This window comes from Cryobacterium zongtaii (genome assembly GCF_002909375.1).
Classification (GTDB): domain Bacteria; phylum Actinomycetota; class Actinomycetes; order Actinomycetales; family Microbacteriaceae; genus Cryobacterium; species Cryobacterium zongtaii.
The window spans coordinates 26038-51564 of record NZ_PPXD01000017.1 but is presented as its reverse complement, the minus strand read 5'-3'; the positions used below and the strand labels follow the sequence as shown (position 1 = coordinate 51564).

The 25527-nt window shown below is 67.5% G+C and carries 24 protein-coding genes and 1 pseudogene; 18 read left to right on the top strand and 7 right to left on the bottom strand.

Annotated features, from left to right (window positions below):
- Nucleotides 1-90: 90 nt before the first annotated feature.
- Entirely contained in the window at nt 91-588 is a 498-nt protein-coding gene (locus C3B61_RS10940) for a hypothetical protein (RefSeq protein WP_103460609.1), read from the bottom strand.
- Nucleotides 589-732: 144 nt separating this feature from the next.
- Between C3B61_RS10940 and C3B61_RS10935 the strand changes: the two genes are divergently transcribed.
- Nucleotides 733-1518, top strand: coding sequence for a lysophospholipid acyltransferase family protein (locus C3B61_RS10935; protein WP_103460608.1), 786 nt, complete (start codon nt 733-735; stop codon nt 1516-1518).
- A gap of 61 nt (nt 1519-1579) precedes the next feature.
- Here C3B61_RS10935 and C3B61_RS10930 read toward each other — a convergent pair whose 3' ends face one another.
- Entirely contained in the window at nt 1580-2146 is a 567-nt protein-coding gene (locus tag C3B61_RS10930; protein WP_103460607.1) for a flavin reductase family protein, read from the bottom strand.
- 70 nt (nt 2147-2216) lie between these two features.
- Here C3B61_RS10930 and hisD point away from each other — a divergent pair, with 70 nt between their 5' ends.
- The 3 genes from hisD to C3B61_RS10915 are packed head-to-tail and all read left to right on the top strand — an operon-like array spanning nt 2217 to nt 5090.
- Nucleotides 2217-3536: a histidinol dehydrogenase gene (gene hisD, locus C3B61_RS10925; protein ID WP_103460606.1), complete on the top strand. Its 1320-nt coding sequence runs from the start codon at nt 2217-2219 to the stop codon at nt 3534-3536.
- A gap of 13 nt (nt 3537-3549) precedes the next feature.
- On the top strand, nt 3550-4032 hold the full coding sequence (gene nrdR, locus C3B61_RS10920) for a transcriptional regulator NrdR (protein WP_088456075.1): 483 nt from the start codon (nt 3550-3552) through the stop codon (nt 4030-4032).
- A 2-nt stretch (nt 4033-4034) separates the two neighbouring features.
- A complete protein-coding gene (locus C3B61_RS10915; protein ID WP_103460605.1) occupies nt 4035-5090 on the top strand; it encodes a quinone-dependent dihydroorotate dehydrogenase in 1056 nt (351 codons plus the stop codon).
- Between the two features lie 36 nt (nt 5091-5126).
- Here C3B61_RS10915 and C3B61_RS10910 read toward each other — a convergent pair whose 3' ends face one another.
- Nucleotides 5127-6176, bottom strand: coding sequence for an App1 family protein (locus C3B61_RS10910; protein WP_103460664.1), 1050 nt, complete (start codon nt 6174-6176; stop codon nt 5127-5129).
- A 218-nt stretch (nt 6177-6394) separates the two neighbouring features.
- Here C3B61_RS10910 and C3B61_RS10905 point away from each other — a divergent pair, with 218 nt between their 5' ends.
- From C3B61_RS10905 to C3B61_RS10885, 5 genes are all read left to right on the top strand, one after another.
- On the top strand, nt 6395-7051 hold the full coding sequence (locus C3B61_RS10905; RefSeq protein ID WP_103460604.1) for a TetR/AcrR family transcriptional regulator: 657 nt from the start codon (nt 6395-6397) through the stop codon (nt 7049-7051).
- Between the two features lie 161 nt (nt 7052-7212).
- Complete coding sequence (locus C3B61_RS10900) at nt 7213-8037, top strand: ABC transporter ATP-binding protein (protein WP_088456078.1); 825 nt, start codon at nt 7213-7215, stop codon at nt 8035-8037.
- Nucleotides 8034-8711: an ABC transporter permease gene (locus C3B61_RS10895; RefSeq protein ID WP_103460603.1), complete on the top strand. Its 678-nt coding sequence runs from the start codon at nt 8034-8036 to the stop codon at nt 8709-8711. The genes C3B61_RS10900 and C3B61_RS10895 overlap by 4 nt, the downstream gene beginning before the upstream one ends.
- On the top strand, nt 8708-9421 hold the full coding sequence (locus tag C3B61_RS10890) for an ABC transporter permease (protein ID WP_103460602.1): 714 nt from the start codon (nt 8708-8710) through the stop codon (nt 9419-9421). The genes C3B61_RS10895 and C3B61_RS10890 overlap by 4 nt, the downstream gene beginning before the upstream one ends.
- Nucleotides 9422-9462: 41 nt before the next feature.
- Nucleotides 9463-10386, top strand: a complete 924-nt coding sequence (locus C3B61_RS10885; RefSeq protein WP_103460601.1) for an ABC transporter substrate-binding protein — start codon at nt 9463-9465, stop codon at nt 10384-10386.
- A 77-nt stretch (nt 10387-10463) separates the two neighbouring features.
- Here the strand turns inward: C3B61_RS10885 and C3B61_RS10880 are convergent, their stop codons facing one another.
- Nucleotides 10464-12770: a hypothetical protein gene (locus C3B61_RS10880; protein WP_103460600.1), complete on the bottom strand. Its 2307-nt coding sequence runs from the start codon at nt 12768-12770 to the stop codon at nt 10464-10466.
- Nucleotides 12771-13184: 414 nt separating this feature from the next.
- On the opposite strand from C3B61_RS10880, the pseudogene C3B61_RS20060 reads away from it, so the two are divergent.
- The 4 genes and pseudogenes from C3B61_RS20060 to C3B61_RS10860 form a co-directional block, all read left to right on the top strand.
- A pseudogene (locus C3B61_RS20060) lies at nt 13185-13589 on the top strand (glycosyltransferase family 2 protein); the annotation flags it as partial.
- 585 nt (nt 13590-14174) lie between these two features.
- Entirely contained in the window at nt 14175-14903 is a 729-nt protein-coding gene (locus C3B61_RS10870; RefSeq protein WP_103460663.1) for a glycosyltransferase family 2 protein, read from the top strand.
- 4 nt (nt 14904-14907) lie between these two features.
- Nucleotides 14908-15327 (top strand): DUF2304 domain-containing protein, encoded by a 420-nt coding sequence (locus tag C3B61_RS10865; protein ID WP_088456083.1) that lies wholly within the window; start codon nt 14908-14910, stop codon nt 15325-15327.
- 107 nt (nt 15328-15434) lie between these two features.
- Nucleotides 15435-17009, top strand: a complete 1575-nt coding sequence (locus C3B61_RS10860) for a DUF2142 domain-containing protein (protein WP_103460599.1) — start codon at nt 15435-15437, stop codon at nt 17007-17009.
- Between the two features lie 59 nt (nt 17010-17068).
- Here C3B61_RS10860 and C3B61_RS10855 read toward each other — a convergent pair whose 3' ends face one another.
- Together C3B61_RS10855 and C3B61_RS10850 are read right to left on the bottom strand one after the other, a co-directional pair.
- The gene (locus C3B61_RS10855; RefSeq protein WP_241990299.1) at nt 17069-18022 is read right to left on the bottom strand and encodes a M56 family metallopeptidase; all 954 of its coding nucleotides are present in this window, start codon (nt 18020-18022) and stop codon (nt 17069-17071) included.
- Between the two features lie 53 nt (nt 18023-18075).
- A complete protein-coding gene (locus C3B61_RS10850; protein WP_088456085.1) occupies nt 18076-18456 on the bottom strand; it encodes a BlaI/MecI/CopY family transcriptional regulator in 381 nt (126 codons plus the stop codon).
- 90 nt (nt 18457-18546) lie between these two features.
- Here C3B61_RS10850 and C3B61_RS10845 point away from each other — a divergent pair, with 90 nt between their 5' ends.
- Genes C3B61_RS10845 through cydC form a run of 4 tightly spaced genes read left to right on the top strand, consistent with a single transcriptional unit; the run spans nt 18547 to nt 24393 of the window.
- The gene (locus C3B61_RS10845) at nt 18547-19956 is read left to right on the top strand and encodes a cytochrome ubiquinol oxidase subunit I (RefSeq protein WP_088456086.1); all 1410 of its coding nucleotides are present in this window, start codon (nt 18547-18549) and stop codon (nt 19954-19956) included.
- A 9-nt stretch (nt 19957-19965) separates the two neighbouring features.
- Nucleotides 19966-20970: a cytochrome d ubiquinol oxidase subunit II gene (gene cydB, locus C3B61_RS10840; protein ID WP_088456087.1), complete on the top strand. Its 1005-nt coding sequence runs from the start codon at nt 19966-19968 to the stop codon at nt 20968-20970.
- 5 nt (nt 20971-20975) lie between these two features.
- The gene (cydD, locus tag C3B61_RS10835) at nt 20976-22646 is read left to right on the top strand and encodes a thiol reductant ABC exporter subunit CydD (RefSeq protein WP_103460598.1); all 1671 of its coding nucleotides are present in this window, start codon (nt 20976-20978) and stop codon (nt 22644-22646) included.
- Entirely contained in the window at nt 22639-24393 is a 1755-nt protein-coding gene (gene cydC / locus C3B61_RS10830) for a thiol reductant ABC exporter subunit CydC (RefSeq protein ID WP_103460597.1), read from the top strand. Before cydD ends, cydC begins: the two co-directional genes overlap by 8 nt.
- On the opposite strand, the gene C3B61_RS10825 is transcribed toward cydC, so the two are convergent.
- Nucleotides 24365-25018 (bottom strand): DedA family protein, encoded by a 654-nt coding sequence (locus C3B61_RS10825; RefSeq protein ID WP_103460596.1) that lies wholly within the window; start codon nt 25016-25018, stop codon nt 24365-24367. The two genes, cydC and C3B61_RS10825, sit on opposite strands and share 29 nt — an antisense overlap.
- Nucleotides 25019-25127: 109 nt before the next feature.
- Between C3B61_RS10825 and C3B61_RS10820 the strand changes: the two genes are divergently transcribed.
- Entirely contained in the window at nt 25128-25499 is a 372-nt protein-coding gene (locus C3B61_RS10820) for a hypothetical protein (protein ID WP_103460595.1), read from the top strand.
- Nucleotides 25500-25527: the final 28 nt, after the last annotated feature.

The following is a 25527-nucleotide window of genomic DNA, read 5'->3' as shown; positions in this document are numbered from 1 at the left end:
CCCCGCCCCACGGCCACAGCATCCGCGAGCTGTGAGAAAAGCCCCAAAACGCGCGACTCTTATGTGCTTAAGTCACAGTTCGCGAGGGTATCAACGGAGGATTTCCACCATCAGGACCCAGGCGTCGAGCATGGAGCCGATGACGGTGAGGATCACCCCGGCCGCGACCAGGTAGATGCCGGTGGAGGTGCTCGTGACGATGAGGAGCACCGCGCCCAGCGCGAAGGGAAGCAGTTGAAGGGCCGCGAGCGGTAGATAGAGGGCAAGGGAGAACCGCCCACTCGCGCTGTTCCGTGCCCGGTGGCGGAGTGAGATCGTATGCAGGACGACCGCCGGGGCGACGGCGACGAGAACCTCGACGCCCAGGACCGCCCCGGGCTGGCCGGGCACCAGAAGGAGGCCGCCGGTCACCACCACCAGCACGAGGGAGCCGACGGCGGCCGCGGCCCGTGCCGTCAGCCCGGGCAGCGCGAGGATCTCCCGGATGTTCACCGAGATCGCCACCATGACGAGGCCCGCCAGCGCCGCGGCGGCGCCCACCATGGCCACGGCGAAGTCACCCCAGCCTGTCGTCACTGTCTCGTCCATGGTTGCCTTCGCTCGGATGCCGACACGATAGCGCGACCGCTCCGATCGTCATGAACCCATCGGTGCCCGACACCGGCCACGGCGCGGGACCAATGACCCCCGTGTGACCAGCAGTTTGACAGCCGTTTGTTCTACGCTGGGGGCATGAGAAGGCGCAGCGGGGAACCGATCTACAGCACGGCGATTGCAGCGGGTCGCACAATTTTCGGAGCCTTCAGGCTCAGGCCGTCGGCGTCGGGCCTCACCAACCTTCCGGACGCCGGAGGGGCGGTCCTCGCCATCACCCACTTCGGCTACGCGGACTTCGCCCTCGTGGAGTGGATGACCTGGCGAAAGAACCGCCGGCACATCCGCTTCATGGCCAAGAAGGGTGCGTTCGACAAGCCCGTCGTCGGCTGGCTGTTGCGTGGGATGCGGCACATCAACGTCGACATGACGGCCGGGGCCCAGGCCTACGCCGACGCGGTGCGGGCGCTCAACGCCGGCGAACTCGTCGGGGTGTTTCCCGAAGGGGGAGTGAACGCGTCGTTCACCGTGCGGGACCTGAAGACCGGTGCGGCGCGGATGGCGATGGAGGCCGGGATGCCCATCGTGCCCATCGCTGTCTGGGGTGGCCACCGGCTGCTCACGAAAAACCACAAGCCATCCGTGCGGGAGGCCTATCGCACCCCGGTCTCCTTCGCGGTCGGCACGCCGGTACGTGTAGACGCCGAGGACGATCCGCAGCAGGTGACCCAGCGACTGCACGGCGTGCTGCAGGAGCTCGTGGACGGCCTGCAGGCGCGTTACCCGGAGCCTGGTGCCGGCCGCTGGTGGCAGCCCGCCCACCTGGGCGGAACCGCGCCCACCCCGGCGGAGGCTGCCGCGACGGAAGCGGAACGACAGCGACGCAAGGCGGCCGCCAGAGCGGCCCAAACCCCGGCCGGGTGAACCGCGCCGTCCGCAGGTTGGCCACCGCGGGGTCGGCACCCACCGGCCCGAACCGGATGAGCTAGAGCGTTTCGCCCAACGCCCGGTACTGGCGTTCGTGATAGATCAGCGCCTCGTCGTCATCGCCGAGGCCGCCGCCCTCGATCTGCACTACGACCACAGCAGAGTTGTGCACGGTCACGCGCTCCACGATCCGTCCCACCATCCACGACGTCACGTTGTTGAGAACGGGCAGGCCGTACGGTCCCACCCGCCAGTGATCGCCGACGAAGCGCTCGGCGTTGGGTCCGGCCAGCCGCTCGGCCAGGGTGCGGTTGCGCAGTCCGAGCAGGTGGATGACGACGCGCTCGGTCTCGTTGATGGCCGGCCACGAGCTGGCCGACTTCGCCATGTTGAAGGTAGCCAGGGGCGGCACCGCCGACATGGACGCCAGGGATGTCGCGGTGAATCCGACGGGCTTGCCCTGAGCGTCCAGCGCGGTCACGACCGCGACGCCGGCCGCATGACGGCGAAACGCGTTCTTGAACGCGGCCAGGTCGCCAGGCGCGTTCGGGTCGGTGTCGAGGGCCGGGGCGTGGGGGAGACCTGCGGAGGGGAGACCCGCCGGTGCGGTGATGCGTTCGTTCATAGTGGTGCCAATCGTTTCACCGATCAGCCTATTCCCGTGCGAGCACCGTTCTTGGATAAGCTGGAGTGACATGATCCAGACGATTGACCTTCGAGGAACGCGGCCTGCTCCGGCCGAACTTTTGGCCTCGGTGCCCCGGGCGCTCACCAGCGTCACGGTCGCCAGCGACGTTGCCGCCGAACTGATCGATGATGTGCGCGCACGCGGCGAACAGGCCCTGCTCGACCAGGCCGAGCGCCTCGACAGGGTACGCCCCGAGCACGTTCGCGTTCCGGCTTCCCACGTCGCCGAGGCCCTTGAGGCCCTCGACCCGGATGTCCGCGTCGCGATCGAGGAGACCATCCGCCGGGTGCGCCTGGCCAGTGCCGCACAGGTGCCGCCTCTGGTGACCACCACGATCGCCGACGGCGCCGAGATCGTGCAGCGCTGGCGCCCCGTGCAGCGGGTCGGCCTCTACGTTCCCGGCGGCAAGGCCGTCTACCCGTCCAGCGTCGTGATGAACGTGGTGCCCGCGCAGGTGGCCGGGGTCACCTCCATCGCCCTCGCATCCCCGCCGCAGAGTCACTTCGATGGACGAGTGCACCCCACCATCCTCGCCGTCGCCGGTCTTCTCGGCGTCGACGAGATCTACGCCATGGGCGGCGCCGGCGCCGTGGGCGCCTTCGCCTACGGCGTGCCCGGCCTCGGCCTCGACCCCGTGCAGCTCGTCACCGGCCCCGGCAACGTCTACGTCGCCGCCGCCAAGCGGCTCGTGCGCGGCGTCACCGGGATCGACTCCGAAGCCGGACCGACCGACATCCTCGTGATCGCCGATGCCGCGGCCGACCCGGCCTTCGTCGCCGCAGACCTGGTCAGCCAGGCCGAGCACGACGAACTCGCCGCCGCCGTGCTCGTCACGGACTCCGCCGAGCTCGCCGAAGCCGTCGAAGCGCTCCTGAACGACCTGGCCACCACCACCACGCACGCCGAACGGGTCACCGCATCGCTGGGTGGCAGCCAATCGGCCATCGTGCTGGTGGACGACCTCGAGCAAGCCGCCGCGTTCAGCAACGCGTTCGGTCCGGAGCACCTCGAGATCCAGACCGAAGCCCCCGACGCCGTCCTCGGCCAGATCGACAACGCCGGCGCCATCTTCCTGGGCCCGTACGCGCCGGTCAGCCTCGGCGACTATGCCGCCGGCTCCAACCACGTGCTGCCCACCGGGGGACAGGCGCGGTTCTCGGCGGCCCTCGGCGCGTACACCTTCCTGCGCCCGCAGCAGGTCGTGCGCTACACCAGAGACGGCCTCGCCGGCGTGGCCGACCACATCCTCGCCCTGTCCGCTGCAGAGGCGCTGCCCGCCCACGGTGACGCCGTCAGCGTCCGATTCAGCACGGCCGCGGAACGGTAGGCTCGTAGGCACAATGTATTGCCCGTTCTGTCGCCACCCAGATTCCCGTGTCATCGACTCCCGCACCAGCGACGACGGGCTCTCGATCCGTCGCCGCCGGCAGTGCCCGGAGTGCGGTCGCCGGTTCAGCACCACCGAAACCGCCAGCCTGAACATCATCAAGCGCAGCGGCGTGGTCGAACCGTTCAGCCGGGAGAAGATCGTCTCCGGCGTGCGCAAGGCCTGCCAGGGCCGCCCGGTCACCGACTCTGACCTGGCCATGCTCGCGCAGAAGGTCGAGGAGACCATCCGTCAGACCGGTGCGTCCCAGATCGAGGCCAACGACATCGGCCTGGCCATCCTCGCCCCGCTGCGTGACCTCGACGAAGTGGCCTACTTGCGCTTCGCCAGCGTCTACCAGGCCTTCGATTCGTTGGAAGACTTCGAGAGTGCGATCGGCCAGCTGCGCACCGAGCACACCGCCGCGTCGGAATCCGATCCCGAACCCGAACGGTAGACGTGTACCCCACCCTTTTCAAGCTGGTGCTCACCCGGATCGACCCCGAGCGGGCTCACCACTTGGCCTTCGAGGTCATCCGGTGGATGCCGCGCCTCGGCCTCGGCCCGCTTGTGCACAGGTTCACCCGCCCGCGCACCGACATCGGGGTGGACACCCTCGGCTTGCATTTCGACTCGCCGTTCGGTGTTGCGGCCGGGTTCGACAAAGACGGCCACGCCGTCATCGGGCTCGGCCGGCTCGGCTTCGGGCACGTCGAGGTCGGCACGCTCACCGCGGTCGCCCAGCCCGGCAACCCCACACCGCGCCTGTTCCGTCTCGTATCCGACCGCGCTGTCATCAACCGGATGGGCTTCAATAACGGCGGTGCCGAGGCGGCCGTCGCGCGCCTGGGCCAGGTTCGCCGTACCCCCAACCGTCCGGTCCTGGGCATCAACATCGGCAAGAGCCGAGTCACCGCGGTCGAAGACGCCACGGCCGACTACCTGGTCAGCACCGTTGCACTGGCCCCTCTCGCGGACTACCTGGTGGTCAACGTGAGCTCCCCCAACACCCCGGGCCTGCGTGGCCTGCAAGAACTCGATCAGCTCGCCCCACTGTTGCGGGCGGTGCAGGAACACGCCGGCGATACCCCGCTGCTGGTCAAGATCGCACCCGACCTCACCGATGACGAGGTGACCCGCATCGCCGGCCTCACCGTGGAACTCGGCCTGGCCGGCATCATCGCCACCAACACCACCATCAGCCGGGACAATCTGTTGACCGACCCGGCCGTCGTGGCCGCGGCCGGCGCCGGCGGGCTCTCCGGAGCGCCCCTGAACGACCGGTCGCTGGCCGTCCTGCGCCTCATCCGGGCCTCCGTGCCGGCCGAACTGTGCGTCATCTCGGTCGGCGGCGTCGAGACTGCGCATCAGGTCGTCGAGCGTCTCGACGCCGGCGCCACCCTCGTGCAGGGCTACACCGGCTTTCTCTACCGCGGACCGCTCTGGGCACGCCAGATCAACCGCGGACTCGACAGGCTCCTCGCGGGTCGTTCCACCGCCCCGATCCTCTCCTGACCGGCAGGCCGGCACCCGCCGGCGCCCGGCCACGGGTCAATCGGTGGGTCCGGGCGCTCCGGGATCAGTGATGAGTCCGAGGCCGGCCAGCTGGGCCGCGAGGCTCGCGCCGTCGGGTCCGTAGACCCAGAGCGGATCCGGCTTGGCCTCCACGGCGTCCTTGGCCCTACGGCCGGCCAGCACGGCCTCGCTCGGCGACAGCCGACGGATGGCCACCGCGGCGACGCACTGCGGGAAATCCTGTTGGAACTCGCTGTAAATCGCCTCGTCGTGCTGACCGTCGTCGCCGATGAGGACCCACTTCATGTCGGGGAACTCGTGCGCCAGCCTGCGCAGGTTGTCGCGCTTGTGCTCCTTGCCACTGCGGAACAGCCTGTCGTGGGTGGGTCCCCAGTCGGTGAGCAGCAGCGCCCCGGCCGGGTAGAGGTTACGGGAGAGGAACCGGCTGAGCGTCGGCGCAACATTCCAGGCACCTGTGGACAGGTAGATCACCGGAGCCCCCGGTGTCGCATCGGCGAGGCGGTCCAGCAGCACCGCCATGCCCGGCGTCGGAACGCGAGCGTGCTCGTCGAGGACGAAGGTGTTCCACGCGGCCAGGAGCGGACGGGGCAAGGTGGTGACCATGACGGTGTCGTCGACGTCGGAGATCACGCCGGTGCGCACATCGGGGGCGACCACGAAGACCGGAGCGTCGACGCTGCCGGAGGCGTGGGTGTGCAGCGAAGCGGTGTGCCAGCCCGGCTCGAGGTTGACCTGCATCACGGTGTCGACGACTCCGCCGCGGTCGGCCTGCACCCGGTGTGCCTTGCCGCCGATGTCGATGGTGACGGTGACGTCGTTGACCGGCACGCTGGTGAAGCTCCGCCAGCCCCGGATGCTCGCGTCACGCCTGTCGGTGCGACGTCGCTTGGGGGTGGTGCCGGTGGACTTCACGGGTTTCGCCAACAGGACGCGGCAGAGAATCCGCACGCGTTCCGTGGTGCCATAGCCGGTATAGGGGATGACGACCGGCAGGTGTCCGCGCCGACGGGCGAACTTTTCCCGCTTGTCGTGAAGCCAATCCTCGATCCGCGCGGCTCGGTGCATGAGGCGCACGGGGTTGAGGGGAGTGGAAGGTGTGGCGGGGGACTTTGACACAGTTCAGTCTCTCATGCGCCGCGGGGCTGCTTGGCACGGTCCCGGGCTGGAGAACCACCACGGCGACCCGCCCGGGGCAGACTCCCCACTCCATTTGGGGGGTGTGTTCTGTGTCTGGGGTGTCAGTCGGGGGCCCTAAGATTGTGACGTATATTCAAGGAGGACACGTGGCGCTGATCGACACATTCGGGGGAGACTCTGTCGCACAGGGACGGCAGATCCGCACCGAGCCCATCCAGCAGCGCAGTGCCGCCAGGTTGACCGCACTTCTGGACGCTGCGGCCGAGGTCGTCGACGAGGTCGGTTTCGACCGCATCACGACGGCCATGGTCGCCGAACGTGCGGGAGCCTCGATCGGCACTGTGTACCGTTACTACCCCGACCGGGTCGCGGTCCTCGAGGGACTTCGCGAGCGTGCGGTCCAGCGCTTCCGCCAGCGTGTCGCCGACACCCTCAAGGAGACCCAGCCGGGAACCTGGTGGGAAGCCGTCGACTGCGGGATCTCGGCCTTCGTGGAGCTGTATCGCGCCGAGCCAGGATTCCGCATCCTGCACTTCGCCGATCGTGAACGCGCCCAGTCCACCGGGCCGGACCAGCTGGATTCGGGATTCTTCGCCAACCAGATCGCCGGAGTCCTGTCGGAGGAATTCGGCCTGTCCGGTGGCCCCGACCTCATCTTCAGACTCGAAGTCGCCGTCGAAATGGCCGACTCCCTGCTGTCTCGCGCCTTCACCTGGAACACCCAGGGTGATGAGCGCTTCATCGCAGAGTGCCGACGCATCATGCACGATTACCTCGTCGGCTACTACGGTACGGACGCCTAGCCCGACTCGTCGCCTGTGGCGCTGAAGACGAACAACGGCAATCCGCTTTGGATTCGGCTCCGAAGAATGGTTGGCTGGTCATCCGCACTTGCCTGCTTCCGTCGCCCCGCATTCGAAGGGGGTGACGGACGTCAAGCCCGCACCGAGGATTGAGCCCAGCCATGATCGAGTTCCGTTCCGTCAGCAAGCGCTTCCCCGACGGCACCCTCGCAGTCGAGGATTTCAGCCTGGTCCTGCCCTCCCACAAGACGACAGTGCTCGTCGGGTCCTCCGGATCGGGCAAGACCACCCTGCTGCGGATGATCAACCGCATGGTCGACCCCACCAGCGGCTCGGTCGAGATCGACGGCGAGGACATCGCCACTCTGCCCCCCGTGAAGCTGCGCCGCGGAATCGGCTATGTCATGCAGAACTCCGGACTCCTGCCGCACCGCACGGTCCTCGACAACGTCGCCACGGTGCCGCTGCTGCGCGGCACGCCGAAGCGTCAAGCCAGAGCGGATGCCCTGGCGATGCTGGACACCGTCGGGCTGGACCGCGCGCTGGCCGACCGATACCCGAGCCAGCTCTCCGGCGGTCAGCAGCAACGCGTCGGCGTGGCCAGGGGGTTGGCGGTCAACCCGAACATCCTGCTGATGGACGAACCGTTCGGTGCCGTTGACCCCATCGTGCGCGCCGAGCTCCAGCAGGAGTTGGTTCGGCTGCAGAAGGAGCTGGACAAGACCGTCGTCTTCGTCACCCACGACATCGAGGAAGCGTTCCTGCTGGGAGACCAGATCGTGATCCTGCGGGACGGCGGCCGCATCGCCCAAGTGGGCTCGCCCGCCGAACTGCTCGCCAACCCCGCCGACGACTTCGTCGCCAGTTTCGTGGGCGCCGATCGGGGCCGGCGGGCGCTGCACGTGGAGCGGCACGGGAACGAGGACGTCGTGGTCGACAGCGACGGGCGCCTAGCCGGTGTGCTGAAGCCAGAAAGCGCCCGATGACCTGGGTCCTGGCCAACCTCGGCCTGATCTGGGCGCGCACCCTCGACCACGTGGTGCTGAGCCTGCCGCCGATCGTGATCTGCTTCGTGATCGCCGTTCCGTTGGGCTGGTTCGCCCGGCGCTACCGGGTGAGCCGCGGGATCATCCTCACCGGCGCCGGCCTGCTCTACGCGGTGCCCTCGCTGCCGCTGATCTTCGTGCTGCCCGCCGTGATCGGCACCAGCCTGCTGTCCCCGGTGAACGTGATCATCGCCCTGACCCTGTACGGCATCGCCCTCATGGTGCGGGTCGTCACCGACGGTCTCGATTCGGTGGATGCCGACGTCCGCCAGTCCGCCTCCGCGATGGGCTATTCCACCTGGTCGCGGTTCTGGCAGGTGGAGCTCCCGCTGTCCGGCCCGGTCCTGCTCGCGGGCATGCGGGTCGTGGCGGTCAGCACCGTCAGCCTGGTCACCGTCGGCGCGGTGATCGGGGTGCAGAGCCTGGGCAGCCTCTTCACCGACGGTTTCCAGCGCGGAATCCAGGCCGAGATCGTCGCCGGCCTCGTCGCCACGGTGGCCCTTGCGCTCGTCTTCGACGGTGCGCTGGTGCTCGCCGGTCGGCTGCTGATGCCCTGGACCCGACGGGTCGCCCCGCCCAAGCCGAGTGTTCCTCTCGAGGTGAGCGCAGCATGAACCTCTTCGCCAGCGCCATCGACTGGATCCTCGACCCGGCCAACTACGTCGGGCTCAACGCGATTCCGCTGCGCATCGGACAGCACCTCGTCTTCTCCCTCGTCACCCTGGTATTCGCGTCGGCTATCGCGATCCCGCTGGGCTACCTCATCGGTCACACCGGCCGAGGCCGCGGCCTCGCGGTGACGACGTCGGGAGGGCTGCGGGCCATTCCCACCCTGGGCCTGCTGACCCTGGTCGCGCTCTGGGTCGGCATCGGCGTCGTGGCCCCGTACGTGGCCCTCACGGTGCTCGCGATCCCGCCCATCCTGGCCGGCGCGTACACAGGGTTCGAGGCGATCGACCGGCGCACCATCGACGCAGCGCGCGCCGTGGGAATGAGCGAACTGCAGATCGTGAGGAAGGTCGAACTGCCCCTGGGCCTGCCCCTGTTGATCGGCGGGCTGCGCTCGGCCACCCTGCAGGTGATCGCGACAGCGACCCTGGCCGCTTATGTGGCCGATCTCGGTCTGGGTCGATATCTGTTCTCGGGGTTGAAAACCAGGGATTATGCCGAGATGCTGGGCGGGTCGATCCTCGTAATCCTGCTGGCCCTGGCGCTGGAGGGAATCTTTGCGCTGATCCAACGGTTTGTTGTACCGCGGGGTGTCTCCGGGCGCCTCGGCACAGCCCCCAAGCTTCGCACCGGCGGCCCCGCAGCCGCACGGTGATACATCTACCGAATCTTCGGTACCTGAGGAAGGACAACAGCATGTTCACAAACACACGAGGCCGGCTCGCGCTTGTCAGCGCGGTCGCGGTTGGGGCTGTCGTAGCCCTTGCAGGGTGCGCGTCCGGGGATCCCCTGGACGAGGGAGAGAGTTCGGCCGGATCCGACACTCTGGTCGTCGGATCGCAGGACTACTACTCCAACGAGATCATCGCGGAGATCTACGCGCAGGCGCTGGAGAACGGCGGTTTCACGGTCGACCGCCAGTTCCGCATCGGCCAGCGTGAGGCCTACCTCCCCGAGATCGAGGCAGGCTCGATCGACGTGTTCCCCGAATACAGCGGCAGCCTGCTGCAGGCCCTGGATGCCGATGCCCCGACCGGCACCGCCGACGAGGTCTACACGGCCCTGGAAGCGGCCCTGCCGGAGGGCTTGACCGTGCTCGACCGGGCCGAGGCCAGCGACCAGAACTCCTGGACCGTCACCCAGGCGTTCGCGGACACCTACGGCCTCACCGACATCGCCTCGCTGTCCGAGGTCACCGAACCGATCACCGTCGGCGGCAACTCCGAGCTTGAGACCCGCCCGTATGGACCGACCGCCCTCAAGGAGGAGTACGGCATCGAGATCGCCGGCTTCACCCCGGTTGAGGACAGCGGCGGACCTCTGACGGTCAAGGCTCTTGTCGACAACAAGATCCAGCTCGCGAACATCTACACGGCGGATCCCAACATCACCTCGAACAACCTCATCGCCCTTGACGACCCCGACAACCTGTTCCTGCCGGACAACGTCGTGCCCGTCGTCTCCGACAAGGTCGACGACTCGGCCGCGGACATCCTGAACGCCGTCAGCGCTGCCCTGGACACCGACACCCTGATGGCCCTGAACGCCCAGAGCGTGAACGACCAGGCCGCCGCCGACACGATCGCGACGGAGTGGCTGACCCAGGAAGGCCTGATCTAGCCGCCTGCGTACACAAGAAACGGCCCCGTGATCTTCACGGGGCCGTTTCTTGTGTGTTCGGGTGTGTGCTCAGTGCCCTAGACGGCGGGACCGACCGGGATGTCGTTGAGCGTTCCCGGGCCATCCACCAGGATGACCGGCTGCTTGCCGCCGTTGATCGCTACGATCTGGTTCCACGAACCGAGCGGACGTCGTGTCCCGGCCTCGACCACGTACACCGTGCCGTTGTCGGAGGTCTTCACGAAGACGTGCTCGATGGGTGCGCCGCCGCCCTGGGCAAGCACAGCGCAGGTTCCTCCGGTCAGGTCGGTCACGGGCATTCCATGAGTGACTCCACCGGCCAGCGGGTAGATTCGATCGCCCGCGGCGAAATACTCGGTGGAATTGCACCGCACGACGCGCGTGAGGCTCCCGGGGGCCGCGGTATAGGTGGCCAGTGACGCATCGGTGGCGTACGACCACGAGTTGATTCCGAACGCCGACGTCGTCGTGAACGAGGCCACCGGGATCTTGCGGGTGGCACCGTCAACGAAGTAGATCGTGGTGTCACCCGGGCTGCGAACGAGCGAGGCGCCCGGCAGGTACGGGGACGCGAGCGGGATCACGGATCGTGCGCCCTGCGAAATCCACACGATCTGAGGAGCGGAACCGTTGTTCAAGGCGAGCAACGTGGTCCAGGTCGGTACGGCGCGAGCCGTGCCGGCCTTGACCCCGTAGACGGTCGGGCTTTCCGGCGAGATCACGAACAACGCGCCGGCAATGGTTTCGCCCCGGGGCAGCCGGGCGCACGAGTCGGCCGACAGATCGGTGACCGGCAGGCCTGCCGCTTCCGCGCCCTGCGCCAACTCGCGCAAGGTGCCGGCGGCCGCGAAGTAAGCCTTGCCGTCGCACCGAACGGTCTGCGTCAGTGCCGCACCCGTGGAGTAGGTATCGAGTTGGGACTGCGGCACGGTCTTGAAGCCGTTCGCACCGAACTCGCTCGCCAGACCGAACGAGGCGATCGGGAGCTTGCGCTTGAGCCCGTCGATGAAGTAAACGGTTGCCGAACTGGACGACTTGGCCAGGCTCATCGGTGCCAGCACCGCCTGGACGATGGGAAGCGCTGCGGCCGCCTGGGCGCTCATGGTGGCGATGTAGGGGACCGTGCCTCCGTTGAGGCTGATGACGGTCTCCCACGCGGTGATCGCGGTGCGGCCGCCCGGTGACAGCATGTAGACGGTTCCATCGTTGACCACGAAGAACTTGCTCATCTCGCCACCCACCGGCAGCTTGGCCAGCTGGGCAGGGGAGAGGTTGACGGCCGCGGCACAGGCGAATCCGTACGAGCTCACGAGCTCACACGAGGTGAAGCGATGCCGCACACCGGCTTGGACGAGGGAGATATCGCCGCTGCCCGCGTCACGCACCAGGGTGCTCGCCAGGAGGGGCGAGGTCGAGAAGCTGTCGAGGTAGCTCTGCGAAACGATCCGGAACGGGCCGAGCGCGCCGAGGCCGTTCAGGACGTCCATCGACGGAACGGCGTACTTCGTGGTTCCGGAGAGCAGGTAGATCGTGCCGTTCGATTCGGTGCGAGCGAAGTCGCCCCCGCCCTGGGTGTTGCCGAACCAGTCCGTGAAAATACGGAAGAAGTTGCGGTTGCCGTAGGTGGAACAGCCGTCGCCGGTGCCGTACATGTTGGCCAACGAGGCACTGTTGGGTCGATACGGGGTGTAGTTGTAGAGGCCTGCCGTGGCCTGGTTCTCGATGTACACCTGTGACGATCCGCATCCGGCGTTGGGGTGCCACTGGATGGTGTTCGTCCGGCCGGCCTGGAAGTTACGTCCGCTCGGTGTGGCCTGGTACTTCTTGTACTGGTATGCGGCGTTGTAAACCTGATTGAAGAAGCCGTAGTACACGGCGTCGCAGTCGGCGGTATCCGGGCAGCCGAACCCCGTCGCCTTGCGGTAGATGCCGGACGTGGGTGCGGTTGCACTCACCAGTCCCTGTTCTTTTTCCAGCAGGACCAGCATCACCTGCGGGTTGATGCCGCAGAGGGAGGACACCTGCCAGATGATCTCCGCAGCGCTCTGATTGGCCGGGCCGGGGTAAGCGGCGCAGCCGGCGGCCCGTTGCGGCTGATAGGACGAGTCTGCGCGGTAGTCCTTGAGGCAGGTGTAGCCGGAGCGGCAGGAGGGCACCTTGGCATTGAGGAACGCCTGCACCTGCGCGACGCTCATCGTTTTCGAGTTGTAGAACTGAGCGTCAGAGATGATGTTGCCGGGGTTGAAGTCGGCGGCCGAGGCGGCTTCCGCGCGGGACGGCGCCTGGCCGACCACCAGAAGCGGGGCAATGAGCACGACGGCGATGATCGCCGCGAGGAATCCCGTCCAGCGCCGAGCGCTCATCCGTAAGACATTCGGCAGACGGATCATGAGCGTTTCCCTACGTTGGCCAGCGCGTTCAGAGGTCAGATTCGGGTGGCCGCCCACAGGCAATCGCGCGCTCCCCCCAGCAGCTGAACGCGTGTTGCCATTCAGTACTTTTAGGTACTCTATTACACCGCGTCGGCTACACCCCCTCGACGACACTCTGGCGATAGCACCCCATCTCGCGGGTCAGCGCGGCTCTTTGGAATTCCCGTCGTTAGAATGGTGGGTGAACGTCGCGGCAACATGGCCCTGGGCCGCAGGAGATCCGATCGATAGTCACCAGAGAGTCCTAATCAGAATGTTAAGCACATCTTCGCTGGAACACACGGTTTGCAGCGACGCTGACGTCGCTTCTTCCGCGTCCGCACCTAGCGCAGACGTCAGTCGCTCATGACGTCGTCGAGCGCTCGCCCGATCCAGGCCCTTTCCGTCGACCTGATGATGCCGTTCTACGGCGATCCGGCTCTGTTCCGGCTTGCCGTGGAGAGTGTTCTGGCGCAGACGGATCCGAACTGGCGTCTCGTTGTGATCGATGACCAGTACCCGGATGCCGCCCCGGGAGCCTGGGTGGCCGGTCTGGACGATCCCCGCATCGTCTACCTCCGCAACGAGATCAATCTGGGCGTGAGCGGCAACTTCAAGAAGTGCGCCGAACTGGCCACTGCGGATTTCACGACCATCGTCGGATGCGACGACCTCCTCCTGCCCAACTACGTGGCCCGGATTCGCCAGCTTGTCGAGGAATTCCCCGAAGCGGACTTCGTTCAGCCGGGGGTTCAGGTCATGGACGCCACCGGCCAGGATGTCCTGCCCCTGGCTGATCGGGTCAAGGGCTGGTATCGGCCGCGCGTGACCGGGGCGACGCAGATCTCGGGAGAACGGCTGGCATCGAGTCTCCTCGCTGGCGCCTGGACCTACTTCCCCTCCATCGCGTGGCGCACGTCACGTCTGCACCGACACGGCTTCCGGGACGACCTCGATGTCGCCCTCGACCTCGCCCTGCTCATCGACATCGTCGTAGCCGGTGGCACGCTCGTGCTCGACGACCAGCCGAGTTTCCGGTATCGCCGGCACTCCGGCAGCGTCTCCTCGTGGAAGGCAGACGACGGGTCCCGCTTCGTCGAAGAGCAGCGCTACTTCGCGGAGTGTGCGGAGCGGATGACCGCCATGGGGTGGAAACGTGCGGCGCGGGTCGCCTCGCGCCACTACTCTTCCCGGCTCAACGCCGTGACCCGCATCCCCGCGTCCATCACGGCCAGGGACCGCCGGGGCACCCGCGCTCTTCTCGGCCACGCCCTGGCGATCACGCCGGGGGACCGCTCCCTCGGGAGCGTCTCGGTCCCGCCGGTCGGGGCCAGCCCGGTGAGGCTCGCCCAGGACATGTCGTCGGTCCTCGCGCGCACCCTGATCGTCATGCCGGCCTTCAACGAGGAAGAGTCGGTCGGTGACGTCGTGCGTGAAGTCTTCTCCGCTCTGCCGGGGGTGCACTGCCTGGTGGTCAATGACGGTTCGGCCGACCAGACGACGGCCTTTGCCCGTCGCGCCGGCGCCGTCGTCGCTGAGCTTCCCGTCAACCTCGGGGTCGGCGGTGCCATGCGACTGGGCTTCAAGTACGCCATTGCTCACGGCTTCGACAATGTCGTTCAGATCGATTCAGATGGCCAGCATGATCCGGCGAACGTGCTGGCCCTGCTCGAGCGACTCGATGACGCTGACCTGGTCATCGGTGCCCGCTTCGCCGGAGTCGGCGACTACGAGGCACGCGGACCTCGTCGATGGGCTATGCGTGTGCTGTCCGTCATTCTCAGCCGGACCGCGCGGACCACGCTGACCGATACGACCTCCGGGTTCAAGGCCTCCGGGCCTCGTGCGGTCGCACTGTTCGCGTCGCACTATCCGGCGGAATACCTGGGCGATACCATCGAGGCCCTTGTCATCGCTTCTCGTGCCGGCTGCCGCATCGAACAGGTGCCTGTCGTCATGCGGGTGCGCGCAGGGGGGCAGCCGTCACACAACCCGCTTCGATCCGCCGCTTACCTCGGCCGGGCCTTCGTCGCCCTGTGCTTCGCACTCATCCGTCCGTCGCTGCCACTTCGACCGGAGGCCTGAGTCCGTGAGCTTTTCCACCTATATCATCGGCGTCCTTGCCGCTCTCGCGACGCTGGGCGTAGTGATCGAGATGCTGCGCCGACGTCGCCTGCGCGAGCGCCACGCGCTGTGGTGGGTCATCGCCGGCCTTCTCGCGCTTGTCATCAGCGTGTTCCCCGACACTCTCATCTGGGCGGCAGCGCGCTTCGGAGTGGACGTGCCGACCAACCTGGTCTTCTTCGTGAGCATCGCCGTGTTGTTCCTCGTCTGTATCCAGCACAGCGCCGAATTGACCGATCTGGAAAGCAAGACCCGCACTCTCGTGGAGATGTCCGCATTGCAGGATCTGCGCCTCCGGGAGTTGGAAAGCCGCGTGGATTCCGAAGATCTGCACGGTACCGCGACCGGCCGCGGAGAGCGGCTGCAGGATACCCAGGAGCTCTGACCCGAGCGCTAAACTTTCCGCGGCGTGGGCAGCCCGCCGTGATTCCTTTCCTCCCGTCCGCGGTCGCCCCCGCCGAACGGTTCAATAGATGCGGACACAGCAGCGGCATGAAGACAGCAGCAACCAGCGATACGTCATCGGCACCATCGGATCGCACCGGCCGCCGATGGCGGGTCTTTGTCACCAGTTTTGTGGTCATCCTGGCCCCGATGCTGCTGTGGGCCCTGGCGTCGCCGATGATGTCAGCACCCGATGAGGCGTCGCATGCGATCCGCGCCGCCGCCGTCGCCCGCGGACAGATCGAGAGTGTGCCCTGGGACCAGGACCGGTCGCTGGCTCGCGCTGAGGTCCCGCGGTCCGTTGCCCACGCCCACGAACTCAGCTGCTACAAATTCCGGCCGGATATCTCTGCCGGCTGCGTTCGCCCTGTCGAGGGCGATCCGACCGACATCGTGGTCACCGGAACGTCCGCCGGGCTGAACAGCCCCGCCTACTACGCCATCGTCGGGCTGCCGACGCTGGTGATGGACGGGACACCGGCGCTGTATGCGATGCGAGCGCTCAGCGCGGTACTGTCCGCCGCCGCCCTGGCCGTGATGTTCATGCAGTTGATGCAGTTGCCCCGGTCCCGATGGGTCATCGTCGCTGCCGCGGTCGCGGTGACGCCGATGGTGCTGTATCTCGGCGGGTCGATCAATCCCAACGGCGTCGAAGTCGCGTCAGCGGGGGCGCTGTTCGCCACCCTGGTGCTCACCCTGCAGACACCGGCCTCCAGACGTCTCCTGTGGGAACGCGCCGCACTGGTAGTCGTCACGGCCGCGGCGCTCCTGAGCACACGAAGCATCTCGCTGCTCTGGGTGCTGATCATCGTCGGGGCGGCACTCGTGTTCGCCAATCCGCGTGTCGTGGCGGGTCTGGTCCGCCAACCGGCTGCCTGGGTGGCCATCGGAGCATGCGGCCTCGTCAGCGGACTGACGGTCGCGTGGTACCTCGGCCTGGCCACCTTCGCGGAGCACCCCACCGCCAATACCGGGAGTAGCCCGACCATCGAGTTCTTCACGATGGTGCTGCGTACGCTCGACTTCAGCGACGGGCTGATCGGGTTCTTCGGTTGGACCGACACACCGTCGCCCAGCTTCAGCATCATCGTGTTCAGCTTCGGTATCGTGACCGTGCTGGTCGCCGCCGTGGCCTGGGGATCGCGGCGGGGAAAGTTCGCCGTTCTCGGCCTGGCCCTGGTCATGGTGCTGGTGCCGGCGATCACGCAGGCCATTCTGATCAGTTCGATCGGCAGCATCTGGCAGGGTCGCTACATGCTGGCCATGATGATGTGCCTGCTCGTCGCCTGCGGCCTGGCGATCGACGATTCCGATCAGCGGCCACAGCCTTCCGCGAGCCTCAAACGCTTCGTGATCACCCTGCTTGCTCTTTTGTCGATCGGGCAGGTGTTCTCCTTCGTCTCCACCCTCCGGCGGTACATGGTCACGGTCAATGGCGGCATCGAAGCCATGTTCATGGCACCGAGTTGGCAACCGCCGGTGGGATGGCTCATTCTCACGGCCGTTCTCGTCGCCGCCGTGACGGTGGGCGCGCAGCTCACGTACCGGGCGGCATTCCGCGAATCCCGCACGGCGGTGGGCCCGCTCGACGCCGCCAGGCCCGAACCGGCCTCTGCGGCTTAACCGCGCAGACGTTCCCGGGGAACCGTCCCGGGGACCGTTCTGGGGGCAACCCCCGAACGTCAGCTCGTCAGCAGCAGCGCCGGGGGCAGCAGGAGCAGGGCGACGGTCGTGCAGACCACCAGGGTGCGCGCCGTCGTGCTCAGCCCGGGGACCTCGCCCAGCAGACGGCTCACCCGCGGCCCGACCAGGTCGGCCGAGGAGACGTCATCGAGGCCGCCCGCGGCCGCGAGCGGCGTCTGGGTACCGGAGACCTCCGACAGGTGGGCGGTGCCCACGAGCGCGATCGCCCTGGCCAGGGTGCGGTCGTCGACAGCCTGCCTGGCCTGGTCGTCGGCCATCATCTCCACCAGCAGGGCCACCGCATTTTCGGCGCGGTTGGCGATGGGGAACCAGGGCAGGGCGCTGTGCCAGGACTTGAACGCCAGCAATACCACGTGGTGCTGCTGACGCAAGTGGGCGCGCTCGTGCGCCACGACGCCACGCAGCTGGTCGGCATCCAGCAGGTGCAGCAGACCTCTGGACAACACCGTGGCCGATCTGGTGCCCCCGGGCAAGCAGTACGCGATCGGCGCGGCATGGTCGATGACCCTGGTGCCCTCGGTATCGAAGGGCAACGGATCGCTGAGCAGTCCGATCAGGGTGTGGTGACGACGGCGCTGCCGCTCGGCGCGGATGAACGTGGCACTGAGGTTGAGCAGCAGGTGGGTGCCGAGGATCAACGCCAGGCAGAGCGCCATCACCCCCGCCAGCGTGGCCCCGGCGGGTAGAGTGCCGGCCGCGACGTGCACGGCGAGGGCGCCGAGGGCCGACACGGGGGTGGCTCCGAACGGGATCAGGCCGAAGACCAGCAACGAGCCGATCATCGAGATGCCACCGGCCAGAGCGATCGCCTGCCACAGGGCGAGGGCCAGGCCGGGCGCGCGAGGCGGCCAGTCTGCCCCGGCAAGGAGAATCGGAACGGGCCAGGCCAGGAGTACGGCCAGCGCCATCAGGGCCAGTGCGGTGTTGAGCACGGCGCGCTACCCGGCCAGGGCCGACAGGCTCGTGCCGGGGATGACGGCCATCGTCACTCCGGCGACGGGCCGATGCTCTCGAGCAGGGCGCGCAGGGTCTGCGCCTCCTGCGGGCTGACGTTGCCGATGAACCGGGCCAGCGTCGCCGTGCGGTCGCTCGTCGTGCCCAGAACCTCGTGCATGAGCTCGGCGGTGTGCTGTGCCCGGGAGCTCACTGCCGTGTACCCGTGCGGCCGGCTATCGCGGTCGCGAGTGACGAAGCCCTTGCTCTCCAAGCGCGACAGCACGGTGAGCACCGTCGTCGTTGCGAGGGGCTTCGCGCCGGTGGCGGCGGGATCGAGCAGAGCATCACGCAGTTCGTTGGCGGTCAGGGGAGCGTCGGCAGACCAGAGCAGGTCCATCAACATTCGCTCGAGCACGCCCAGACTTCCCATGAGGAAACTTTACCAAGCGAAACGGCGCTTTCTACCGAACGTAGAATAGTAGTCTTCTACGACACGTAGAAAAACCGTCTTGGAGGGCAAATGAACGAGTGGCTTGACCCGTTACTCCTGTCGCGCTGGCAGTTCGGCCTGACGACGATCTACCACTTCCTGTTCGTACCACTGACCATCGGCCTGGTCACGACGGTGGCGATCTTCCAGACCGCCTGGTACCGCACCAACAAGGCCATGTACCTCCAACTGACCCACTTCTTCGGCAAGATCTTCCTGATCAACTTCGCCATGGGCGTCGTGACCGGCATCGTGCAGGAGTTCCAGTTCGGCATGAACTGGTCGGACTACTCCCGGTTCGTCGGCGACGTCTTCGGAGCGCCCTTGGCCTTTGAGGGCATCACCGCCTTCTTCCTCGAGGCCACCTTCATCGGCCTGTGGATCTTCGGCTGGGACAAACTGCCCAAGGGCCTGCACCTGGCCACCATCTGGCTCACCACGGTGGGCAGCATCGCGTCGGCGTACTTCATCATCGCCGCGAACGCCTTCATGCAGAATCCTGTCGCGTACCAGATCAACGAGGAAAAGGGTCGGGCCGAGCTCACCAGCATCGGCGAGCTGCTCACCAACCCGATCGCCCTCGCGGCCTTCCCGCACACGATCTTCGCCTGCTTCATGGTCTCCGCCGGCCTGATCATCTCGGTCGCCGCCTGGCACCTGTCCCGCAATCAACACCTCGAGACCATGCGGCCCGCGCTCAAGTTCGGCCTCTGGATGATGGTCATCTCCGGAGCCCTCACCACCCTGATGGGCGACCAGCTGAGCCTGGCGATGGTGGCGGCGCAGCCGATGAAGATGGCCGCGGCCGAGGCCATGTACAACACGGCCACCGGCGCCGAGGCCTCCTTCTCGATCTTCACCCTCGGCACCCCCGACGGTGTCAGTGAACTTTTCTCCGTGCGCATCCCGTACCTGCTGTCGTTCCTGTCCACGCACACCTTCGACGGCACGGTGGAGGGCATCAACAACCTCCAGGAGCAGTACGTGCAGCTCTACGGTCCCGGCGACTACGCGCCGATCATCTGGGTCACCTACTGGTCGTTCCGGTGGATGATCGGACTCGGCATCGCCCACATCCTCGTCGCCGTCGCCGGCCTCTGGTTCACCCGCAAGGGACGGAGCCCGAAGACCTGGATGTGGAAGATCGCGATCTGGTCCTTCCCGATGTCGTTGCTGGCCATGAGTGTGGGCTGGGTCTTCACCGAGATGGGCCGGCAACCGTGGCTGGTCTTCGGCCTCCTCAAAACCGCAGACGGTGTCTCGCCGAACGTCAGCGGGCTCGAGATCCTCATTTCTCTGATCGCCTTCACCCTGCTCTACGGCGCCCTCGCCGTGGTGGAATTCCGCCTGATCCTCAAGGCGGTCCAGAAGGGGCCGGACGACGCTCCGGCGCCGGACCCGGTGTCCGGCGAAATCAAGCACACGACCACGGTCTACTAGGAGCTCACCATGGAACTCAATATCCTGTGGTTCTGGATCATCGCCGCGATGTTCATCGGCTACTTCGTCCTCGACGGGTTCGACTTCGGGGTGGGCATGTCCCTGCCGTTCCTCGGCAAGGACGACACCGACCGCCGCGTCCTGATCAACACCATCGGCCCGGTCTGGGACCTCAACGAGACCTGGGTCATCGTGGCCGGCGCCTCGCTGTTCGCCGCGTTCCCCGAGTGGTACGCCACGATGTTCAGCGGCTTCTACCTGGCGTTGCTGCTCATCCTGTTGGCCTTGATCGCCCGGGGCGTGTCGTTCGAGTACCGGCACCAGCGGCCCGAGCTGAAGTGGAAGAAGTCCTTCGACACCATGATCGTGGTCGGTTCGGCCGTGCCCGCCCTGCTCTGGGGTGTGGCCTTCGGCAACGTCGTCCGCGGCGTGCCGCTGGATGAGAACTTCAACTACATCGGCAGCTTCTTCGATCTGCTCAACCCCTACGCGTTGCTCGCGGGCCTCACCACGCTGCTGCTCTTCTTCACGCACGGCGTGATCTTCGTCTCCACCAAGACCGAGGGCGACATCCGGGTGCGGGCCCGCGCCCTGGCGATCAAGTCGGGGCTGGTCACCATCGTCGTGGCAGCGACCTTCCTGGTCTGGACAACGCTCGCCTACGGCACCCTCGCCTCCGGCATCCTCGCCGCCGTCGCGGCCGTGGCCCTGATCACCGCGTACCTGGCCAACCTGCGCGGCAACGAGCGCACCGCGTTCGGCCTCATGGCCGTCACCATCGGTTTCGCCGTGCTGACCCTGTTCGCGTCGCTGTTCCCTGATGTGATGCCGGCCAGCAACGATGTGGCCAACAGCCTGACCATCGAGAACGCTTCGTCCACGCCGTACACGCTGCAGGTGATGAGCTGGACCGCGCTGATCGCGGCCCCCGTGATCCTGGGCTACCAGGGGTGGACCTACTGGGTGTTCCGCAAGCGGATCAGCCGGTCGCACATCGAAGCCGCCGTACACTAAAACGGATGCGTCCCCTCGATCCTCGGCTTCTCACCCATGCCTCCGCAGCCCGGTGGTTCCTCCTCGTCGGTGCGGTTCTGGGCCTGGCCCAGACCCTCACCATCGTCGCGTTCGCCTGGTTCCTGAGCCAGAGCATCACGCTCGCGGTCAGCGGCGAGTCGCTGGAGTCGCTCAGCAGCACCGTCGCCGCGCTGGCCGCCGTGGTCATCCTGCGCGCCACACTGGTGTGGCTTCTCGAGGTCGCCGCCAGCCGGGGGGCCGCAGCCGTGAAGAGTCAGCTGCGCACCGCGGTTCTTCGCCGGCTGGCTGAGCGAGGACCGGACTGGCTGGCCGGCCAGCAGTCCGCCCGGGTTGCGACAGTGGTCACCAGCGGATTGGACGCACTCGACAACTACTTCGCGAGGTACCTGCCCCAACTGCTGTTGACGGCCATCGCCACGCCGATCCTGGTGCTGGTGATGCTCTGGCAGGACCCGGCCAGCGGCATCACGGTGATCATCGTTCTTCCGCTCATCCCCGTGTTCATGATCCTGATCGGCCAGGCCACCCAGGTCGTGCAACGTCAGCAATGGGATGCCCTGCAACGGCTGTCGGCGGGTTTCCTCGACGTGGTCGGCGGCCTGGCCACCCTGAAGATCTTCGGTCGGGACCGCCGCCAAGCCGCCCGCCTGGGCAACCTCACCGACGAGTACCGGGGCCGCACCATGAAGGTGCTGCGGGTCTCGTTCCTCAGCGGATTCGCGCTGGAGCTCGCCGGCAGCCTCTCGGTGGCCCTGATCGCCGTGTCCATCGGACTGCGGCTCGTCGACGGGTCGTTGCTGCTGGGTGTGGGCCTGTTCGTGCTGCTGCTGGCGCCGGAAGCCTTCCTGCCGGTGCGACAGGTCGGCGCACAGTTCCACGCTGCGGCCGACGGCCTCGCCGCGGCCGAAGAGGTGTTCGCCATCCTGGAAAACGACGACCTCCCGGACCGTATGCCCCGGGTCGGTTCGGAAGGGACGGCCGGCGCGACTGTTCCCGCAACGCCCCACAACGTCGACAGTGTCGACACCCTCCTCTTCGACGCGGTGACCATCCGCCGCGGCGACGCCACGATTATCGACAGTCTCCGCGCTGACTTCGCCGCCGGGCAGCTCAGTGTGCTCAGCGGCCCGAGCGGCGTGGGCAAGTCCACCCTGATCGGTGCCCTTCAGGGCTTCATTCCGTACGACGGCAGGCTGTTCCTCGGCGCCAGGGCCGTGCTCCCCGACGACAGCCGGCATTGGCTCGCCTGGTCCGGGCAACGCGCCGGCCTATTTTCCGGCAGTATCTCGAGCAACGTCGCCCTCGGCGCAGACGTCACCGACGATGCCCTGGTCACCACCGCGCTGCGGTGGGCGGGCGCCGGCGATCTGGATCCCGCACTGCGCCTGGGTGTCAACGGGGCCGGACTGTCCGGCGGTCAATCCCAGCGGGTCGCCGCCGCGAGGGCCATCTACCGATGCATCTCCCTGGACTGTCCGGTCCTCGTGCTCGACGAGCCGAGTTCGGCTCTCGACACGACGTCGGAACAGGCCCTCATCGTGGGACTGCGCCGGTTGGCCGGACAGGGCCGCATCGTCATCGTCGTGAGTCATCGCCCGGCCTTCGTGTCCGCCGCCGACCACGTCGTCCACCTGAACGAGGTCGCCCATGTCTGATCGACGTTCACCCTTCGCATTGGGTGTGTCCACGGCGACCCGGTCCGTGCTCAGACTCGCCCAACCGCCGGCACGCCGCAGCCTGCCCGGCCTCGCGGCCGGGGTGGGCAGCGCCGCCAGTGCGGTGGCGCTCCTGGCCTGCTCGGCGTGGCTCATCACCCGCGCCGCCGAAATGCCACCGATCCTGTTCCTCGGCCTGGCCGTCGTCGGTGTACGCGCGTTCGCCCTGTCCCGCGCGGCGCTCCGCTATCTGGAGCGACTGCTCAGCCACGATGCGGCGTTCCGCCAGCTCGGAGAACTGCGGCTGGGGATCTTCGCCCGTCTGCTGCCCCTGGCCCCCGCCGGACTCGCCGGCACCAGGAGGGGCGACCTACTGACCCGGCTGGTGCGCGATGTCGACGACCTGCAGGACCTGCCGCTGCGGGTAGTGCAGCCCCTGGCGACCTCGGGCCTGGTGGCCGTTCTCAGCGTCGTCGGGGTCTGGTGGGTGCTGCCGTCGGCGGGGCTCATCCTGATGGTGTGCCTGATCGTGGCCGGCATCGTCGGCACCCTCGCGACAGCGGCGCTGTCGGCCCGCTCCGAGCGCGACCTGGCACCGCTTCGAGGTGCCCTGGCCGACGAGGTGCTCGAGGTCGTCGAGAACCTCGACGTGCTCACGGCCTTCGGCGCCCTCGAGACCCGACTGACCGAACTCGCAGCGGTGGAGAACAGGCTGCGGACGGCGTCGCTCCGCAGCTCAACGGGAGCCGGAGTGCAGGCCGCCGTGATCTCACTGTGCGCCGGCGCCGCGACCGTGCTCGCACTCATTGCGGCAATCCCGGCCCTGGGCTCCGGCGGCGTGTCCGGCCCCGCCCTCGCCGTGGTCGTGCTGATTCCCATGGCAGTGTTCGAGGTCTTCGCCATGATCCCCCCGGCCATCAGTGCCTGGCGCCAGGTCCGCTCCAGTGCTGAGCGGGTGGCGACGGCGGTGCCTGAGACGATTCCAGCCGAAATCCCGTCGGATGTCGCCCTGCGAGAGGCGTCAGAGCCGACCGCCGTCGTGCCTCAGACCGGCAACCCGCTCATTGAGCTCACGGCGCTGGGAGCCAGCTGGCCGGGAACAGATCATCCCGCGCTGGCCGGGGTGACGCTACGGCTGAACGCCGGCGACCGCGTCCACCTGGCGGGGGCCAGTGGAGCGGGCAAGACCACCCTCGCGCAGACCTTGGTGCGTTTCCTCGACTACACAGGGTCATACGGGGTCAACGGCGTCGAAGCCAGAGACCTGGCTCCGGCCGAGGTGCGGCGGATCGTGGGACTGTGCGAGCAACGACCGTGGCTGTTCGACGACACCGTACGGCAGAACCTGCTCTTCGCGCGGGACACCGCCACCGACGATGACCTTCTCGACGTGCTCGCCCGGGTCGGGCTCGCCGACTGGGTTCGCCGGCGCGGCGGCCTGGATGCCCGGGTGGGCGAGCGCGGGGCCCTCGTCTCCGGCGGCCAGGCCCAGCGGATAGCCCTGGCCAGGGCGCTGCTGGCCGACTTCCCGGTCCTCATCGTCGATGAGCCCACGGCCAACGTAGACACCGGCCTCGGCGACACTCTCGTGCGGGACATCCTGTCGGCGGCGGCCGGCGCCGGCCGGGCGGTGCTGCTTATCTCCCACACGCCGGTGCCCGCGGAGCTGATCACTCGCACTCTGACGCTCACGGCCGGGTCCGGACTCCAGCTGGAGGCTACTCCGGGGGAAGCTCTCGCTCCATGAACCGGGCTTCCCGGCGCTTCAGCCACCGTTTGATGACGACCACGACGACACCGAACGCCGCGATCGCCCCGACGAAGAGGTAGCCCGCGAAGTGCAACTGGTCTGAGATGCTGCGGTAGCCCTCGGCCGCGGCGGCGCCGACGCTCACGTAGGCCACGGTCCAGAGCACACAGGCGGGCACGGTCCAGGTCAGGAAGGTGCGGTACCGCATGGTGCTCATGCCCACGGTGAGCGGGATGACAGAGTGCAGCACCGGCAGGAACCTCGAGAGGAACACGGCGATACCGCCCCGCCGGGCGAGATAGCGCTCCGCGGCTGCCCAATTCTTCTCCCCGATCCGCCGGCCCAGCCAGCTGCGCCGGATCCAGGGTCCGAACCGGCGTCCCAGGTAAAAGCCGATGCTCTCGCCGACCAGCGCACCCAGGATGACCGCCAACACCAGGGCGATGTATTCGACGGGGCCCTCCACCGCGGTGCTGGCCACGATCACGATGGTGTCGCCGGGAACGACCAACCCGATCAGCACGGAGGTTTCCAGGAGCATCCCCACACCCGCGAGAAGGGTGCGCACGACGGGGTCGACGGCGCTCACGGCATCCAGGATCCAGTTGAGTACGTCGTTCACCCCGCCAGCCTAAAGCGTGTCTGCGAACTCGTGTTGTGTGCCGCGTCGGCGGTGCTGGCCCGTGTTCTGGGCCCTGGTGACGACCGGCCGCGAAGCGCGACACTGAACAGTGACCAAAATCGGGAATTCCGGCCGGTCCCGGTATGTGACCAACGGGTTGCAATCGCGCCAGGCACTGCACCTGCTGTGGGCCGTCCCCGTGGTCATCCTCATCAGCCTGCCGGCAGCCGCAGTGGCCGGAATTTCATGGTGCGGGATCAGCGGCTGCAGCGGTGGCGGTTACGGACTCGATACGAGTGATGCCGGACTCGCGGTCCGCGCGTGCATCTTCGCCGCCGTGGTCATGACCGTTCCCTTCGCGCTTATCGCCTGGCTCAAGCCGCGCACCGTGAGGATCGTTGTCGCCCTCGCCATCGGCACCCTGTGGGGACTCCTCGTGGCCGTTGTCACCCACGGCATCTTCCCCTGGCGACTCGGTTGACCCGCGCATCCCGGGGACCAGGGCCTGC

What these genes read in the sequence shown, in the direction of transcription:
- C3B61_RS10940 (WP_103460609.1), bottom strand. Translation starts at nt 588, where the DNA reads ATGGACGAGACAGTGACGACAGGCTGGGGTGACTTCGCCGTGGCCATG.
- C3B61_RS10935 (WP_103460608.1), top strand. Translation starts at nt 733, where the DNA reads ATGAGAAGGCGCAGCGGGGAACCGATCTACAGCACGGCGATTGCAGCG.
- C3B61_RS10930 (WP_103460607.1), bottom strand. Translation starts at nt 2,146, where the DNA reads ATGAACGAACGCATCACCGCACCGGCGGGTCTCCCCTCCGCAGGTCTC.
- hisD (WP_103460606.1), top strand. Translation starts at nt 2,217, where the DNA reads ATGATCCAGACGATTGACCTTCGAGGAACGCGGCCTGCTCCGGCCGAA.
- nrdR (WP_088456075.1), top strand. Translation starts at nt 3,550, where the DNA reads ATGTATTGCCCGTTCTGTCGCCACCCAGATTCCCGTGTCATCGACTCC.
- C3B61_RS10910 (WP_103460664.1), bottom strand. Translation starts at nt 6,176, where the DNA reads ATGCACCGAGCCGCGCGGATCGAGGATTGGCTTCACGACAAGCGGGAA.
- C3B61_RS10900 (WP_088456078.1), top strand. Translation starts at nt 7,213, where the DNA reads ATGATCGAGTTCCGTTCCGTCAGCAAGCGCTTCCCCGACGGCACCCTC.
- C3B61_RS10895 (WP_103460603.1), top strand. Translation starts at nt 8,034, where the DNA reads ATGACCTGGGTCCTGGCCAACCTCGGCCTGATCTGGGCGCGCACCCTC.
- C3B61_RS10890 (WP_103460602.1), top strand. Translation starts at nt 8,708, where the DNA reads ATGAACCTCTTCGCCAGCGCCATCGACTGGATCCTCGACCCGGCCAAC.
- C3B61_RS10885 (WP_103460601.1), top strand. Translation starts at nt 9,463, where the DNA reads ATGTTCACAAACACACGAGGCCGGCTCGCGCTTGTCAGCGCGGTCGCG.
- C3B61_RS10880 (WP_103460600.1), bottom strand. Translation starts at nt 12,770, where the DNA reads ATGAGCGCTCGGCGCTGGACGGGATTCCTCGCGGCGATCATCGCCGTC.
- C3B61_RS10870 (WP_103460663.1), top strand. Translation starts at nt 14,175, where the DNA reads ATGTCGTCGGTCCTCGCGCGCACCCTGATCGTCATGCCGGCCTTCAAC.
- C3B61_RS10860 (WP_103460599.1), top strand. Translation starts at nt 15,435, where the DNA reads ATGAAGACAGCAGCAACCAGCGATACGTCATCGGCACCATCGGATCGC.
- C3B61_RS10850 (WP_088456085.1), bottom strand. Translation starts at nt 18,456, where the DNA reads ATGGGAAGTCTGGGCGTGCTCGAGCGAATGTTGATGGACCTGCTCTGG.
- C3B61_RS10845 (WP_088456086.1), top strand. Translation starts at nt 18,547, where the DNA reads ATGAACGAGTGGCTTGACCCGTTACTCCTGTCGCGCTGGCAGTTCGGC.
- cydB (WP_088456087.1), top strand. Translation starts at nt 19,966, where the DNA reads ATGGAACTCAATATCCTGTGGTTCTGGATCATCGCCGCGATGTTCATC.
- cydD (WP_103460598.1), top strand. Translation starts at nt 20,976, where the DNA reads ATGCGTCCCCTCGATCCTCGGCTTCTCACCCATGCCTCCGCAGCCCGG.
- cydC (WP_103460597.1), top strand. Translation starts at nt 22,639, where the DNA reads ATGTCTGATCGACGTTCACCCTTCGCATTGGGTGTGTCCACGGCGACC.